The following is a 16,853-nucleotide window of genomic DNA, read 5'->3' on the forward strand; positions in this document are numbered from 1 at the left end:
CGAGACGATCATCCAGGTGCAGAACGTCGGCGAGAAGGACACGAAGGCGCTCTTGGTGTTCTGGGGCGATCCGAGCTTCTGCCCGCCGCAGTCGGCGGGACCGCTGAAGGCGGAGTGCAGCGGCCTGCTGCGGCCCGGGAGCGCGTGGACGTTCATGGCCAGCCAGTTGCCGGCGGCGGCGCGGAGCGCGATGGTCTACTCGACGAACGCGAACAACCAGGTCCGGAACAAGCAGGGGAACCTGCGCCGGTTCGCGGACGTGGTGTGTGAGGAGGCGCTGACGTTTGCGGGCAGCGCGGACCAGTGGACGTCGTTCGACGAGGCGTACCGCTACCAGGGGACGTACTACGGCGAGTGGGACCAGAGCGGGCTGCACCAGGTGGTGCTGGACTTCGCGAAGAACCAGGGCGAGCCGCTGGCGGTGACGGTGAACCGTGGCTGTCCGGATGCGGTGGACGCCAACCTGAAGGACTACGCGGCCTACACGGGCGTGTCGAGCGACCAGGAAGGTGCGCGGGACCCGCGGGGCGGGGCGTTCATGTACTACGCGCCGCTCGTGTTCGCGGCCAAGGGCGGGTTGAACAGCAAGGTCTGCATCCAGAACTCGGGGACGGAGTGCACGTCGCTCGAGATCTGGTTCAAGGCGCAGGACGACTGCCTGCGGGCGGTGATCGGCGACGTGCTCTCGCTGGCGCCGGGCGAGACGGTGTGCTTCGACCCGAACGGCGTGATCGGCCCGGACTGGCTGGGCAGCGCCTGGATCCGGAGCACGCAGCCGCTCGGGGTGATCGTGGACACGATGGGCGGGAACCACTTCACGAGCTACAACGGCGTGCCGGCGGACGTGGACGCGCTGAACTTCAGCTACGGCAACCAGGTGAGCTTCCTGCCGCTGACGTACAGTGAGTACCAGGGCTGGGACTCGGCCATTCAGGTCCAGAACATGAGCGCGGTGGTGGCGGCCAAGGTGAAGGTGTACTTCCTTGACCGGGGCGGCGACATCGTGACGACGCTGGTGGACTGGATCTGCCCGCGGGGCACGCAGACGTTCTTCCTGCCGGTGATCGCGAACCTGCCGGGGATGTGGGCGGGGAGCGCGCGGGCGGAGAGCCAGGAGTGGATCACGCCGGGCGGGCCGAACGTGCTGGCGCCGCCGATCACGGCGGTGATGCTGATGGAGCGCTGGAGCGACCCGGCGCGGACGACGCGGCGGGAGGCGATCGCCTACAACGGGCAGAGCGAGTGCCTGCTGTACGACTGGCAGCTGGGCAGCGGGACGGGCGGAACGGCGAGCGGCGCGGCCGTGCTGGCGCTGCCGCTGATCGCCAAGTACAACCGGGGGATCAAGAGCGAGTTCGCGGTGACGAACCTGGTGCCGAAGCCGGGCTTCACGGACTTCGTGATCTTCATCTACGACCAGAACGGGCTGATCGACCAGATCTGCCAGAAGATCACGGAGAAGCAGGTGGACTACGTCGACCTGGACGGGTACGGGAACATCAACCGGGGCTTCCTTGGCTCGGCGGTGATCAGCGCGGTGTTCTGGGAGCACGACGTGTTCGACGCGCGGGGCAACTTCGAGCGGAACGTCGTCGGGCTGGGCGCGACGGCGATCGAGCGGATCGGGTCGACGAGCGGCGCGACGGACGCACCGGGCGACGAGAGCAAGGGCTACGAGGCGTTCCCGGTGTTCGACTTCTTCGCGCCCGAGGACGCGCTGAGCTGCCCGGGCATGCCGGGTGGGTTCGGGGGGCGGTAGGCAACCGCCTCCGGCCCCCGTAGGGGCGACGCATGCACGTCGCCCGCAGGCCGACAGCCCAAACGAGCGCACCGAGTCGCGGCGTTGAGCCAAATCGAATCGCACTGCTGCGGGGCCGGGTCGGATCATCGACCCGGCCCCGTCCGCGTCGCGCGACGGCCAGATCGCCGTCCGGGCGGCTCGTGCGCGGCGATGATCTGACCCGCCTGCGCCCGTATCCGGACGGCGAACCGCGCGTTGCAGATCGCGAACGCGCATGTCGCGCCGTGGCGACATGTTGTGCGTGTGTGCGTACCATCGAGCCGGTGCCCTGTTTGCAGAGGCGCCGTGTGATCAACAGCCTGCAACTCGCGATCCGGCCGCCCCACGGCATATTACGGAGATGGACGATGACGCTCCTCATGATTCCGAGTCGAGCGACAACGTTGCGACAGCGCGCGCTCGCCCCACGCATCGTCGCGTTCGTCGCGGCGGTGGCGCCTCTCCTCTGGCTCGGCGCGTCCGGCGCCCCAGACACGGCTGGCGCCGCGCGCGCGCCCAAGGCCGTCGCGCCCAAGGCCCTCCACGCCCTCGGCGCGACGATCACCGTCAAGCCAGCTCACGCAGGACATCACGTCGGACGGCCTCTGCTCGCTTCAGGAAGCCATCTTCTCCGCCAACCGGGACACGAACACGGCGACGGACGGCGGCGGCAGCGAGGTCACGACGGGCTGCGCGCCCGGAAACGGCACGGACACGATCGTCCTGGCGGCGAACGCCGTCTACATCGTGACAGGCGATGTGGCGAACGTCGGCAATGAGGTCGGGCCCTCGGTCAACCCGCCGGTCACCACAGGGATGATCATCCAGGGCAACGGCGCCCGACTCGAGCGGCAGGGCAGCCTGAACGTGCGCGCCTTCGACGTGCTGCCCGGCGGCAACCTGACCATCCAGAACCTGCATGTCAAGAACTTCCGCGGCCGCGGCGGCAACGGCAGCGAAGGGGGTGGCGGCGGCATGGGCGCCGGCGGCGCGATCTATAACCGCGCAGCCAGCGTGACCATCGAGAACAGCACGTTCAGCGAGAACAACGCCATCGGCGGCAGCGGGTCGCAACAGACGACGATCGCCGGCGGTGGCGGCGGCGGTGGCCTCAGCGGCAACGGCGGCAACGACGTCGCGTTCGGCTCCGGCAACGCTGGCGGCGGCGGCGGCGGCGCGCGCGGCAACGGCGGTGACGGCGCCAACTCCGGCGGCGGCGGCGGCGGCACGCGGGACAACGGTGCCGATGGCGCCGGCTCGGGCGCCGGCGGTGCCGGTGGCGCGAACTGTGGCGGCAAGGGCGGGGACAACACCGGCGCGGTGAACGGCGTGCCCGGCGCCTGCGTTGGCGGCGGCGGCGGCGGCGGTGGCTTCCAGGTGGGCGCCGGCAACGTCGGCGGCTCCGGCGGCAACGGCAACTACGGTGGCGGCGGCGGCGGCGGTGCCGCCTCGGCGCAGGGCAACGCGGGCTCGGGCGGCTCGGGCGGTTTCGGCGGCGGTGGTGGCTCGGGTGGTCCAAACGGCAACGGCGGAAACGGCGGCTTCGGCGGCGGCGCCGGCGCGGCCGGCCCCAGCGGCGGCTCGGTCGGCTCGCCTGGTTTCGGCGGTGGCGATGCGAGCGCGACCACCGGCGGTGCCGGCACCGGCGTGGGCTCGGTGATCTTCAACGAAAGCGGCTCTGTGATCGTCCGGAACAGCACCTTCGCCGACAACGGCGCCTTCGGTGGCCGCCGACGGTCCCCGGCTTGCCGGGCATCTTCCCGCGGCCGGGTGGCAACGCCCGCCATCATGAGTCCGCAACGGCGTATTGCGCGTGACCCACAGCACGTTCAGCAACAACAGAGGGACCGGGTTCGCTGACATCTGGGTCCTCGGCGATGGCGCAACGGCCAACTTCGAGTTGCGCAACTCGATCCTGGCCAATCCGAATGCGCCGGCGAACGGCTACAGCTGCGTGGTGTCGACGAACAACGGCGGAAGCATCTCGCAGAGCGGCAGCGGCAATCTCATGGAGCAGCCCGGCGTGGCGAACGGTCCGTTCTCGCCCTGCGCCGGCCTGGTACAGACCGGTGACCCGCAGCTTGGCCCGCTACAGATCACCGCGCCCGGCAACACCCCGACGATGGCCATCGGGGCCGGCAGTCCGGCGTTGGACGCCGCGGATGCCGCCTTTGGCCTGCCGACGGACCAGCGGGGCGGCACACGTCCGCAAGGCATCGGTTTCGACATCGGCGCGTTCGAGGCGATCGTCGTCGACATCTCGCTGGTGAAGTCGTGCTATGCCCGGCCGATCGCCGGCTCGCCGACCCAGGACCCGGACGTCGTCATCGCCGGCCAGCAGTGGATCTGCGACATCGTGGTCAACAACCCGGGGGCCATCCCGTTGGCCGACCTCACCGTGACAGACAGCGTGCCGGCCGGCGCGCGGTTCGTCGCCGACACGTCGATCGAAACGCAGATCGGCGGCGCGCCATACCGGTGTGCACGCCACTAGGCGTTAGCGGGCCGGCCACCGTGACGTGCACGGGCATCGACGTCGCGGCGTTTGGCGAGGCGCGCTTCCAGCTGGCGTTCACGATCAGCCCGTCGTTCGTCGCGACGGCGCCGACGGGCGATCTGCCGATCTCGAACACGGCGTGCGTCGTGGTCGTGAACTTCATCGACCCCGATCTGACGAACAACTGCGACACCGAGACGGACCTGGTCAAGGACCTGGCGGACCTGCGGGTGACGAAGTTCGTCGAGTCCACCCACAACCCGGTCCGGGCGGGCGAGATCTTCACCTATACGATCTACGTCGACAACCTCGGCCCGTCCGTGGCGCGCAATGTCACGATCACGGACACGTTCCTGTCCAGCAACAGCGTGAGCATCCAATCGTGCGCGTTCTCGGTCAGCCAGGGCGGCGGCGCGATCACGCAGTTCACGTGCACGACGGGCAACGTGGTGTCGACGCAGTTCGGCTCGGACATCGGGACGTTCTCCACGAACCGCCTCGACCCGGTCGGCGTCGTAGGCTCGCCACCGCCCAGCGGCGGGCACCAGGGGCGCCTGCGTGCGTCGTTCCGCCTCGTCGCCCGCACCGACCTCCAGACGACGAACACCGTCCGCGCGCACGCGCTGACGCCCGATCCGAACACGTCGAACAATCTCGCGACCGTCGAGCTCCGCGCCGAGTCCGTGGCAGACCTGTCCGTGACGAAGAGCGCCGAAGGCGAGGAGCAGCAGGTCAACCAGCCCGGGCTGATGTTCAACAACGCGATCTTCAACCAGCCCTTCCCGACCGGGCCGAACTACTTCGTCTCGACGCGCGTGACAGCCGGCCGGCGGATCCACTACCAGGTCACGGTCCGCAACAACGGGCCCTCGGTCGCCGAGAACGTCGTGCTGTACGACCGGCTGCCAGCGGGCGTGCGGTTCTATCAGGGCAGCCTGATCGTCGAGCGGAGCGTCCCCAACGGCCTCGTGACGGTGCTGCCGACGCCGTGTGCGACCGGGACGCCGGGCATCGCGCTGGACAAGATGACGTGCGGCCTCGGCAGCCTGCTCGTCGGCCAGTCGATGTTCATCAACTTCCAGGTCGTGACGGACGCGAACCTGGCGCCCGGCGCCATCCTCGAGAACGATGCGTGGACGACGTCCGATACGCTGGACATCAGCAACGTCAACAACTACGGCTTCACGCAGAACACGGTGCTGGCCGCCGCCGACATGGGCGTTTCCAAGAGCGCCGTAGGGCAGGTGGTGACCGCGTACAACGCCCCGTTCCACCAGTTCATCGTCACGGACGTGGCGAACCAGGTGACGGCCGGCAAGGTCCTGCGCTACCAGATCCAGGTCCAGAACAATGGCCCGTCGGACGGCCGGAACGTGACGATCCAGGAGAACCTGCCGGCTGCGCCGGTGCCGGGGCCCGTGACGTTCCTCAGGGCAGACGGCGCCAGTTGCCGCCCGGACTCGGTGAACCAGCAGCTGCTGTTCTGCGACCTCGGCGACATGGTGGCCGGGGCGCGCGAGACGTTCGACCTGTACGTCCTCGTCGACCCGTCCGTTCCGACAGGCACGCTCCTGACGAACACGGCTACGGCGCTGCAGAGCGGGTCAAACGTCGTGCCGCCGGGCGCGTCGCCGGCGATCCCGGGCGTGGACCCGACGCGGCCGATCACGTGGGACCCGTGCGTGGCGTGCGGCCCGACGGGCAACGCGAACGCGGCCGTGAACCTCACCACGGCGACCGCGGTGGCGGACGTGTCCGTCGAGAAGGTGGACGTGCCGGCGGACGCGGCACTGGACCGGCCGTTCGAGCCGGACCTGGCGATCGCGGGCAACGAGCACCGCTATCAGATCACGATCGGCAACAACGGGCCGTCGACAGCGGTGAACGTCGGGGTGAGGGACCTACTGGACTTCAAGCAGCCCGGCATCCTGGGCGAGACATTCGTGCGGTGCGAGCCGATCGACCCGGACGACATCGTAACGTGCAGTCTCACCTTGCCGAACACGGTGACGGTGACGCGGCTGCAGGTGGGCAACGAGGCGGTGATCCCGACGGCGGGGACGGGCACGCTCGTGCCGAATCGCCAGTACGGCTTCTACTTGATCACGCGCGTCGATGCGGGCTACGTGCTCGACGGGACGGACCTGTTGGCGGAGGACACGGCGACGATCTCATCCTCGACGACGGACTTCCGCTTCCAGAACAACACGGACCGTCATCAGACGTTGATCACGGCCGAAGCGGACTTGTCCCTCACGAAGGCCGATGACGCCGCGGGCTTCCTGACGTGCGACCCGGTGGCACCGGGCGGGACGATCACCTACGACCTCGTCGTGACGAACAATGGGCCGGCGGACGCGGCGGACGTATACGTCGTCGACCAGCTTCCCGCGAACTTTGTCGCCGTCGATCCGGCGCTGGTGAACGTCATCGTCAGCCGCGGCCAGGTCATAGAGGTGCGCGACGACGGCTGGATCACGATCCGCGTCGGGAACGACGTGAACAACAGCGGCACGACGGAGCTCGGGCGGGTGAACGCGGGCAGCGCGCCGGTCACGATCCGGATCACGACGACGGTGCGCCTGGACGCGGCGTGCGGCCAGCAGGCGGCGAACACGGCGCGCGTCGAGACACGGCGGAACGACGCCCCGCGCGGGCTGACCGGCGGGTGGCCGCCCGCCCCGCAGCCGTTCCCGGGCATCGACGGCGGTCCGCGGACCCCGACGATTGACCCGAACGGGGCGAACAACGCGGCCGTCGCGCTGACGACGATCGAGTGCCCGCGGATCCAGGTGATCAAGACGGTGTCATTCGACGGGAAGTGCCCGGGCGTGAACATCAGCGCGGGCGTGTTCAACCAGACGGGGCAGCCGATCACGTTCTGCTTCGAGGTGACGAACACGGGCACGACGTTCCTGGACGACATCTTCCTGTCCGACGTCCTCGACACGCGGACGATGGAGCCGACAGAAATCTACTCGGACACGATCACGTCGGGTGCCGATCCGAACACGCCGTTGAAGCCGGGCGAGACCGTGAACCGGAAGGTGACCGTGGATCACGCTCTCCTGAAGTGGGACTGCGGCGAGATCACCGACACCGTGACCGTCACCGCCAACCCGGTGAACTCGGGCCGGACGGACCTCCCGTGCCTGGACGACGTGACGGACGACGACACGGCCGTCATCGACGTCCCGTGCGCCGGCGTGGACTGGCGCCTCCAGCTGCCCGTCCTCGGCGGCCCGACGTGCCCGACACTCGTCCAAGTCCAGAACCTCGGCCGCAAGGACACGAAGGTCATCCTGGTCGTCTGGGGCGAAGAGAGCTTCTGTCCCCCACAAGCCGCCGGCCCGCTCAAGGTCGAGTGCGGCGGCCTGCTGCGCCCCGGCTCCTCCTGGACCTTCACCGCCTCACAGCTCCCCTCCGCCGCGCGCAGCGCTGTGCTGTACTCCGTGAATGCCACTGACATCGTGATGAACGTGGACGGCAACGAGTCGCGCTTCGACCTCGAGGTCTGCGACGCGCTGATGACGCACGTCGTCGGCAACTGGAAGCAGTGGAGCGTGTTCGATCTGGCGTACCGCCGCCAGCGCGTCTACCGCAGCCCGTTCGACGGCAGCGGCCTGCACCAGATCGTCCTCGACTTCAAGGCGCACCAGGGCGAGCCGATCGCGGCGACCGTCAACCGCTCCTGCCCGGACGCCGCCGACCCGAACGTGATGTCCAACGCCGTCTACACGGGCATTTCGAGCGATCAGGAAGGCGCGCGCGATCCGGTCAGCGGGGCGCGGATGTTCTACGCTCCGCTCGTCTTCGCCGGCAAGGGTGGATTGAGCTCCAAGGTCTGTATCCAGAACTCGGGTGACGAGTGCACCTCGCTCGAGCTCTGGTTCAAGGGCCAGGACGAGTGCCTGCGCAACACGCTGGCCGACGTCCTCACCCTCAGCCCGGGCGAGACGGTATGCTTCGATCCGGCCACGGTCGTCGGACCGGACTGGCTCGGCTCGGCCCACATCCGCTCGACACAGCCGCTCGGCATCGTCGTCGACACGATGGGCCCGAACCACTTTCACGTCCTACAACGGCGTCGCGGCCGACGTGTTCGCGCTCGGGTTCAGTGCCGGCAACCAGATCGCCTATCTGCCGCTGACATACTCCGAATACCAGGGCTGGGACACCGCGATTCAGGTCCAGAACCTCGACCCGACCCTGGCGGCCAAGGTGAAGGTCTACTTCCTCGACCGCGGCGGCGACATCATCACGACGCTGGTGGACTGGGTCTGCCCGCGTGGCAGCCAGACGTTCTTCCTGCCCGTCATCGCCAACATTCCCGGCTCGTGGGCGGGCAGCGCGCGCGTCGAGAGCGCCGAGTGGATCACGCCGGGCGGTCCGAACGTCCTTGCGCCGCGCATCGTGGCCGTGGCGCTCATGGAGCGCTGGAGCGACCCGGCGCGCACGACGCGGCGCGAGGCGATCGCCTACAACGCACAAGGGGAGTGCCTGCTCTACGACTGGCAGCTCGGCAGCGGCACGGGCGGGACGGCCTCCGGCGCGGGCGTGCTGGCGTTCCCTCTCATCGCCAAGGGCAACCGCGGCATCGACACCGAACTGGCGATCACGAACCTCGTGCCGAAGCCCGGCTTCACGGACTTCGTGCTGTTCTTCTACGACCAGAACGGCCTGATCGATCAGGTCTGCCAGAAGGTCACCGAGAAGCAGGTCGACTACATCGATCTCAACCAGTACGGCTTCCTCGACCGCGGCTTCCTCGGCAGCGCCGTCGTCAGCGCCGTGTTCTGGGAGCACGACGTGTTCGACGCCCGCGGCCAGTTCGTGCGCAACGTCGTCGGCCTGGGAGCGGTGGCGATCGAACGGGTCGGAACGGCCGGCTCGGCCGGCGCCGACCTGCCGGGCGACGAGTCGAAGGGCTACGAGGCGTTCCCGGTGTTCGATACGTACCAGCCGAACGATCCGCTGCGGTGCCCGGGGGTGCCGGGGGGGTTCGGGGGGCGGTAAGGCCGACAGAGGATCGAATGGGCGCAGGGCGGCAACGCCTTCGCCTCGTAGGGGCGACGCGAACGCGTCGTCCGTAGGCCAGATCTGGCCCGTCGGAGACGGATCGAAATCGCTAGAATCGGCGGGATCACGGGATCGAAATCGACCCGAGCGCCGACCAATCTGCACACCTAGATCGAGCACCAGATCCTCCGTGATTCAGACGGGGAGGGATCACGGTGAGGTTCTTAGGACGATCATGACGTGATGCCCAGAGGTCTTCGAACCTACCGCCGCGACACCGCCGTGAACGGCAGGAACAAGTCCGCCTTCCGCCAGCACGTCCGCAGGTCCGCCGTGTCCTGCCCGTCGCGCGGGTCCTTGACGGTGACCTTCGCCTCGAGGCAGCCGACGAAGTTCGTCCGGGACCGGAAGCAGAGCTCGCGCGTGCCTTGGGCGGCAACGAACAGGCTGTCCGAGTCGTACGGCTCGGCGAACCAGCGCAAGGAGAGCACGTTGTGGTCCGGATCGTCGGCCTTGTCCGTCAGGTCGTAGCACGCCTGCTGGTTGCGGGCGACGGTCATGCCGCGCAGTTTGTCGCGCAGGATGCGGGGCGGGATGTTGCCGTCCTCGTTCCGGCTGCGCCACGTGAGCGTGATGCCGGCCGTGGCGCGGGCGCCGCCGGAGTCCTGGACCTCGAGGTCGGCATTGTCGCTGCCGACGAAGCCCACGTCGGGCTCGAAGTCGATCACCTGGCGGCCGGTCTTGTTCACCTGGGCGTGCAGGCCGTCCGGGTTCAGGACGAACCACTCGAGGTTCTGCGGCGGGTCCTCCTTGTCCGTGGCCATGCCCGTCAGGTCGACCGTGATCGTCGTGTTCACGGGGGCCACATACTCGCGGCGCAGCTTGTCGTACTCCACGAACGGCGGCGTGTTGCGGTCGTTCGACCAGTAGAGGGCGATCGCCTGGCGCGCGCTGCAGCCGTCGCGGTCCGTCACGACGAGCGTGACGATCAGGCTGTAGCTCTCCTTGATGCCGCCGTTCAAGAGGAACGCCAGGCGCTGTCCGCCGCGGCCGGTGACGGTCACATCCTTGGCCTTGTCCGGCGGGATCTCCACATCCCAGCTGAGCTTGTCCTGCGGATCCTCGGTGTCCTGGGCGTTGCCGAGCAGGCTGAGCTCGATGATCTGGCCCCACAGCGCCGGCGCCGGGTCGGGGATGCGCGGCGTGATCTTCGGACAGTCGTTGATGCTGTTCACGATCACCTTGAACGAGAGCTCGGCCTTGACGAGCCCGTCCGAGACCTCGATCCGCACGCGCGTCGAGCCGAACCACTGCGCGGCCGGCGTGATGCTGATGACGTTCGTCGGCAGGAGCTTGACGCCGGCCAGCGGATCGCCGGCGTCGAGCATCGTGAAGCGCAGGGCGTCGTCGCCGCAGTCGGCGTCCGAGACGTAGTTCTTGAGGTCGACGATGGCCGTCTGGTCCTCCTCGAGCACGACGTCGGGGATCGGCTGGATGACCGGCGGCGTGTTGTAGTTGATCGTGTTCTGATAGAGCGCGCCGATCGCCAGGCAGCCGTCGCCGCCCATCTCCTTCCAGCCCTCCCACCAGTCCTTCAGCGTGGCCGGGTGCTTCGCGTCGACGACGGCGAAAACCTCCTTGAACGTCGCGTTGCCGACGTCCGTGCCGTCCATCGTGGCGTCCTTCTCGAACAGGTCCCAGAACGCGCCGGCGATCCGTCCGGGGACGGTGTCGCCGTCCTCCCAGTCCGGCGTGCCGCTGGTGGCCGCATCGAGGTCCATCGTTCGGAGCGCGGGCGTGCTGAAGCGCGGATCGGCCTTTACGCCGATCGGGATGAAGGCCGCGAGGCCATGCAACAGCGCGCACGCCGGATCGCTCTTCAAGCGGATGTCGGGTGGCGCGATGTCGAAGCAGCCCTGCCAAGCGGCCGGCGCCTGGTCGCCGAGCAGGCTGTCCAGGAGCGCGTACGCACCGTAGCGAAGGACGAGGTCGCCGCTCCGGGCATCCTCGTCGCGAAAGTAGAGCGTCTTGCCGGCGCGGTCGAAGCGGGGCCCGTCCTGGCTTGTCGCGGACCAATAGGCGGTGAGGGTGCCGGGGTCGCGACCGGCGGCATTGCGCAGGAAGAACCATTCGCTGGCGAGGTCGACGAACGTCCACATCGCCTCGATCTCGCGATCCTTCTCGGCGATGTACTGTGACGGGAAGCCGACGATACCGTCCGGGACGTTCTTCCGGTTGCCCGAGCGCTCGTTCAGCTCATAGCTCGTCCAGACGTAGCTGTGCGGTGTGCCGGCCTGCAGGAGCCGAACCTGCTTCCCTTCGGTGTAGATCTTCAGGAAGATGTCCTGCGTCCCCTCGCGCGAAGCCCCGTCCTGATCGACGTTGGGGACCTCCTTGGACGCGTAGCGCCCTTCTTCGTCGGTGTAGGTCGTCGCCAACAGCTGCGACGTGACCGGGAAGCCCTCGTCCTTGTCGTAGACCTCGACCTTGACCCCGGCGGCCGGATGGTTCATGTCGCTGGCGCGGTCGGAGTAATAGACGGCGCCGCGAACGATGATCATCCCGGGCTCGGGGGTCGCTTGGGCGGGGGCTTCGGCCTGCGTCACCGGCACCGCAGCGGGCGGCGCGACGGCATGCGCCGCAGGCACGGAAGCGGAAGACGCAACGGCAAGGACGGCGACTAGGCCCGCGACGGCGAGCGCCATGGGCGCGCGCGCTGCGAGGGCCAGCGGTGGCCGCTGGTGCATGGGGTGTCCCTCCAGGGGTGTGTGGGTTGTCGAAGGTTCCCTGTCCCCGCGGTGTGCGCTCGGCACACCGCGCCCGTCAGGGAGGACGTTTTCGAGGGGGGAATGGTTACGGTGTGGGAGTCGGCGTCGTCGGATCGCCTAAGGCCCTCACCCCCCGACCCCCTCCCCCAATGCTGGGGGAGGGGGAGGATACTCGAATGCTGGGGGAGGATGCTTGGCGGCGTCAGGCCCCCAGCGCCGCGACCGCATCGCGCGGCGGCTTGCGCCCCGGCGTCAGCTGGCGGTCGATGAGGAGCAGCGCGGCGGTCACGACGGCGGCGATCACGGCCAGCCCATAGGCAGCCACATAGCCGTCCGTCGCTCGCACCAGCGCGCCGCCGATGAGCGGCGCGAGGATCAGCGCGGGCGTGGCGAGGCTGTGGCCGAGGCCGATGTACGCGGGGCGGGTGTGCGCGTCGCCGAACGTGAGGATGTAGACCAACGGGATCATCGTGAGGGCGATGTTCGCCGTGCCGGCGAGGACGAAGACGGTGCCCATCCAGGCAAGGGAGGGGGCGATGCCGGCGAGCAGCGCGGCCGCCCCTGCGGCGATCGCCCCGCCGGCCATCACGCGCCGGTGGCCGACGTTGTCGGCAAGCCAGCCCAGTGCCGGGCTGAGGACGACCTGGACGAGCGCGAACAGCGCGCCGAAGGTGCCGATGTCGGACAGGGTTGCACCGAGGCGCGCCTGGGCGTCGACGGCGAAGAAGGCGGCGGGCATGAGCGCGAACCAACCGGCGAGGCGGGCGGCGACGAAACGGCGGAAGTGCGGATCGGCTTGCCAGACGGCGCGGATGGACGGGGGCGGGACGTTCGTGTGCTTGGCAGTTGCTGCAGTGGCTGCAGGGCTGCACCTGCTGCATCAGCTGCATCAGCTGCATCGGCTGCATCGTCGACGTCGGATGGGGCAGATGGTGCAGATGCGTCGGATGCGTCGGCCGGGGCTGCCGCAGGGGTTGGGGCAGCGGGCTGTGTCGGCTCGCGCAGGCGCGACAGAAAACCGTAGGACACGACCATGGCCGCCGTGCCGATGCCGAAGCACGCCGCAAAGCCCATGCGGCCTGGGGAGTGCTCCAGGATCCGCCCGGCGCCCCAAGCCCCGAGCGCCGCCATCAGCTGCACGGCGCCGACCATGATGCCGATGAACGCGCCGCGACGCCGGGACTCCGTCATCCGTACGAGGAGCGACTGCCACGGCGGCGCGGTCAGGCCACCGCCCAGGCCGAACACGAGGAGCAGCGCCAGCACGGCGCCGACGGCGACATGTCGCGGGAGCCACGGCAGTCCGACGGCGAGGACGGCGAGTCCGAGGAACGGGAGGCGTTCGACGATCGTCGCGCGGAGCACGGCCGGGTGGAAGCGGTGCAGGCGCGCGACGCGGCGCACGAGGAAGAGCTGCGGGACGTGCCAGCCGAGCGGATGGAGCCACGGGATGAGGGCGAGGGCGATGACGGACGGCGAGATCGACTTGACGAAGAGGGGCATGACGGACACGAACGACGCCAAGCCCATCGCCAGGCCGAAGAAGGCGCCGTTCAGGACGCAGAAGGTGAGGTTGTGGCGTTGGTGGGGGGGCGGGGGCATGGCGGGGCCTCGATCGAAGGATGTTGCGGTATCGTGGCCGGCCGACACCGTCCCACTTGGCTCGAAACGCGGGCGAGGGTTGACCGCCAGTCCGGCAACTCGCCCGTTCGGGTCTGGTCCACTGCCGGGCGTCACGCCTCAACCCCCCGACCTCAGAACAACGCGAGCGCCCCGCCCCCCCCAAGCAGCCCCGCATCCACCTGCGCCCCGGTGCTCGCGGCGGCCGTCGCCCCTGCCGACATGCCCACCGTCGCAGCCCCGGCCGCCGCATCGCTTGCGACCGCGTCCACCCCGCCCGTTCCGATCGCCGGCAGCCGCACCGTGATCGTCGTCCCCGCCCCGAGCACGCTCTGGATGTCCATCGTCCCGCCGTGGAGCATGACCAGGTGGTGGGCGATCGTCAGGCCGGTGCCGGTGCCGCGGGCGCGGTGGGTGAACGTCGGGCCGGCCGAGCGGGGCGGGGGGCGGCGCAGGGCGTCGCGCAGCAGGAGGAGCTCGTCGGCGGCGATGCCGCGGCCGGTGTCGGCGACGGAGATCGCGACGTCGCGGCCGAGTCGCCAGGCGCGGACGGCGATCTCGCCGGACTCCGTGAAGCGCGCAGCGTTGGAGACGAGGCTGTTGAAGACCTGCTTCAGGCGCAGCGCATCGCCGCCGACGGGCGGCAGATCGTCCTCGACGTCGATCCGCAGGCTCACCGGGCGGCCGACGAGCAGTCCGGCGGAGCCCGTGCGGACGGCGTCGAGCAAGGGCGGCAGGTCGACGGCCACGCGGTCGAGGCGCATCTCGCCGGCTTCGATCCGCGCCAGATCGACGAGGTCGTCGATCAGGCCGACGAGCTGCTGGCTGCTCTCATGGATCGCCATGACGTCCTCGCGGACCTCGTCGGAGATGTCGCCGGAGTAGCCGCCGAGGATGAATTCGACATAGCCCAGGATGCTCGTGAGCGGCGTCCGCAGCTCGTGGCTCACGTTCGCCAGGAAGTCGCTCTTCAACTGGTCGACTTCGCGCAGCCGCTCGCTCGTCGCCTTCAGCTCGCCGAACAGGCGCGCATTGTCCAGCGCGACCGCGATCTGGCTGGCCAGAACGCTGAACGCGTCCACATCGGCCTGCGAGAAGCGGTTGCCCTCGTTGTCCTGGACGTCGAGGACGCCGACGAGCTCGCCATGGGCCATGAGCGGCAGGGCAAGCTCGCTGCGGGTGTCCGGCAGGAGCGGGTTGGCCACGAAGAGCTCGCCCGCGCGCACGTCCGGCTCGTAGACGATTTCCCGCCGGCTGCCGGCCCGCGCGACGAGGCTCCGCGCCGCGTCGAGGCTGATCCGGTGGCCGCGGGCGAAGAGCCGCCGGCCGACGTACCCGCTGCCCGCGCGGACGACGAGGCTCCGCGAGGCCGGCTCGTACACGTAGATGTGGACGTGGTGCAGCCCGAAGCGCATCTGCAGCAGCTCGACCGTCTCCGGCAGCAGCTGCGCCGGATCCAGGATCGCCGACAGCCGTCCGGCCGCCTCGGCCGCCGTCCGCAGCAGCCCCGTGAACCGCGCCCGCTCGACGTCCGCCGCCTTGCGCGCCGTCACGTCCTCGAGCACGCCGAGCACGCCGCCCCATGTCGTTGGATAAGCCTGCAGGTGCCACCACCGCTCCCGCACGGCCACCTCGGCCGTCACGCTCTGACCCTCGTCGAGCGCCAGCGCCAGCGCATCGGCCAGCGACGTCCCGGCGAGGTCCGGCGCCGCGTCGGCCAGCGTCTTGCCCTCGATCTCGTCGACCGTCCCGCCGAGGAAGGCGGCGAACGGGGTGTTGCAGTGGAAGATCGTCCCGTCCGTCTGGAGCGCCACGAACGGCACGCCAAGGCTCTCGACGAGCAGCCGGTCCTTCACGACCTCGCGTCGCAGCGCCTCGAGCGTGCGGGAGCGGCGGGCGCCGTCTGCGTCGGGGTCGGCGGAGGATGCGGTGGCGGCGGCGGCGGGCCCGTCCGCCGGGGAGCTGAAGTCAGGTGTCGTGGGGGGCGCATGGGACGCAGACGGCACATGGGTCGAACGCGATCCATTCGTCCCGCTGGTCCCGCCAGGCGCTGCGTTCCCGCCCGGCACCGACGCGCCGCCCCCGCCCCCGCCGCGCGTCAGCCCGGCCTTCAGCCGCACGTTCAAGTGATCGAGCGCCCGCTCGGCCTCGGCCTGGTGGACCTCCATCGACAGGGCGTGGAAGACCTCGTGATGGTGGAGCGCGCGGGAGTGGTCGCCGCGGGCCTTGTAGAGCGCACAGAGGTCGTGGTGCAGCTCGGCGATGCGGGACTGGGCCTTGATGTCCTCCACGATCGCCAGCGCCTGGTGGAGGTGGTCGAGCGCCGCGTCGCTGTCGCCTTGGCGGCTGTGCAGGTCGCCAAGGTCGCGCAGCGCGCGGGCTTCCCACTGGCGGTCGCCGAGCGCCTGGAAGATGCTGAGGCTCTCCTCGAAGTAGTCCAGCGCGCTGCCGTCGTCGCCCATCTTCAGATAGAGCTCGCCGATGACGGTCTGGCTCATCGCCTCGCCGCGGCGGTCGCCCAGCTGCTGGCGGATGACGAGCGCACGCAGGTGGTAGACGAGCGCCGTCGACAGATCGCCCAGCGCCTCGTAGGCCACGCCGATGTTCATCAGGCTCATCGCTTCGCCCGGCCTGTCCGTGAGGCCGGTCTTGATGTCCAGCGAGCGCAAGTGGTAGTCCAGCGCGTGCTCGTCGTCGCCGAGCTCGTGGCGGACGTGGCCGATGTTGCCCAGCGCCACCGCCTCGCCGCGCCGATCGCCTGCCTCGGTGGCGACCTCGAGGCTGGCGGCGAAGTGCTCGAGCGCCGCCGTGTAGTCGCCCAGGCTGCCGTGGACGCTGCCCAGCAAGTTCAGGACGCTCGCCTCGTTCGCCCGGTCGCCCAGCGCCTCGAACGCAGCGCGGATCGATGGGAGTTCGTGGAGGACGGACGCGAAGTCGCTCTGCAGGAAGCGCCACGCCGCGATCGTGCGGCGCGCAAACGCGTGCCCGAGGGCGTCGTCCCGACGGGCGGCGATCGTGCGCGCCTCCTCGGCCAGGCTGGCGGCGCGCGCCGGATCGGCGTTCTTCAACTCCCAGGCCAGGGCGTTCAGGGCAGCAAGGCGTGCCGACTCATCGGCGGCGTCGGCCAGTTGCCCCTCGAGATCGCCCAGCACGTCCGCCACTCGCCCCT

At 69.7% G+C, this 16,853-nt stretch carries 6 protein-coding genes; 3 read left to right on the forward strand and 3 right to left on the reverse strand.

The features are described from left to right. Positions 1-2,539 precede the first annotated feature (2,539 nt). Genes IPG72_05525 through IPG72_05535 form a run of 3 tightly spaced genes read left to right on the forward strand, consistent with a single transcriptional unit; the run spans position 2,540 to position 9,370 of the window. Complete coding sequence (locus IPG72_05525; protein MBK6768482.1) at positions 2,540-3,640, forward strand: hypothetical protein; 1,101 nt, start codon at positions 2,540-2,542, stop codon at positions 3,638-3,640. Beyond that, complete coding sequence (locus IPG72_05530; GenBank protein ID MBK6768483.1) at positions 3,594-4,274, forward strand: hypothetical protein; 681 nt, start codon at positions 3,594-3,596, stop codon at positions 4,272-4,274. Before IPG72_05525 ends, IPG72_05530 begins: the two co-directional genes overlap by 47 nt. Positions 4,275-4,294: 20 nt before the next feature. Further along, positions 4,295-9,370, forward strand: a complete 5,076-nt coding sequence (locus IPG72_05535; GenBank protein ID MBK6768484.1) for a DUF11 domain-containing protein — start codon at positions 4,295-4,297, stop codon at positions 9,368-9,370. Between the two features lie 189 nt (positions 9,371-9,559). Here IPG72_05535 and IPG72_05540 read toward each other — a convergent pair whose 3' ends face one another. From IPG72_05540 to IPG72_05550, 3 genes are all read right to left on the reverse strand, one after another. Beyond that, entirely contained in the window at positions 9,560-12,043 is a 2,484-nt protein-coding gene (locus IPG72_05540) for a hypothetical protein (protein MBK6768485.1), read from the reverse strand. A 223-nt stretch (positions 12,044-12,266) separates the two neighbouring features. Continuing rightward, on the reverse strand, positions 12,267-12,803 hold the full coding sequence (locus tag IPG72_05545) for an MFS transporter (protein MBK6768486.1): 537 nt from the start codon (positions 12,801-12,803) through the stop codon (positions 12,267-12,269). A 1,015-nt stretch (positions 12,804-13,818) separates the two neighbouring features. Next, positions 13,819-16,845 carry a tetratricopeptide repeat protein gene (locus IPG72_05550; GenBank protein ID MBK6768487.1) on the reverse strand — a complete coding sequence of 1,009 codons (3,027 nt, stop codon included), beginning with the start codon at positions 16,843-16,845 and terminating at the stop codon, positions 13,819-13,821. Positions 16,846-16,853: the final 8 nt, after the last annotated feature.

This window comes from Candidatus Avedoeria danica, from assembly GCA_016703025.1.
Taxonomy (GTDB): domain Bacteria; phylum Chloroflexota; class Anaerolineae; order Epilineales; family Epilineaceae; genus Avedoeria; species Avedoeria danica.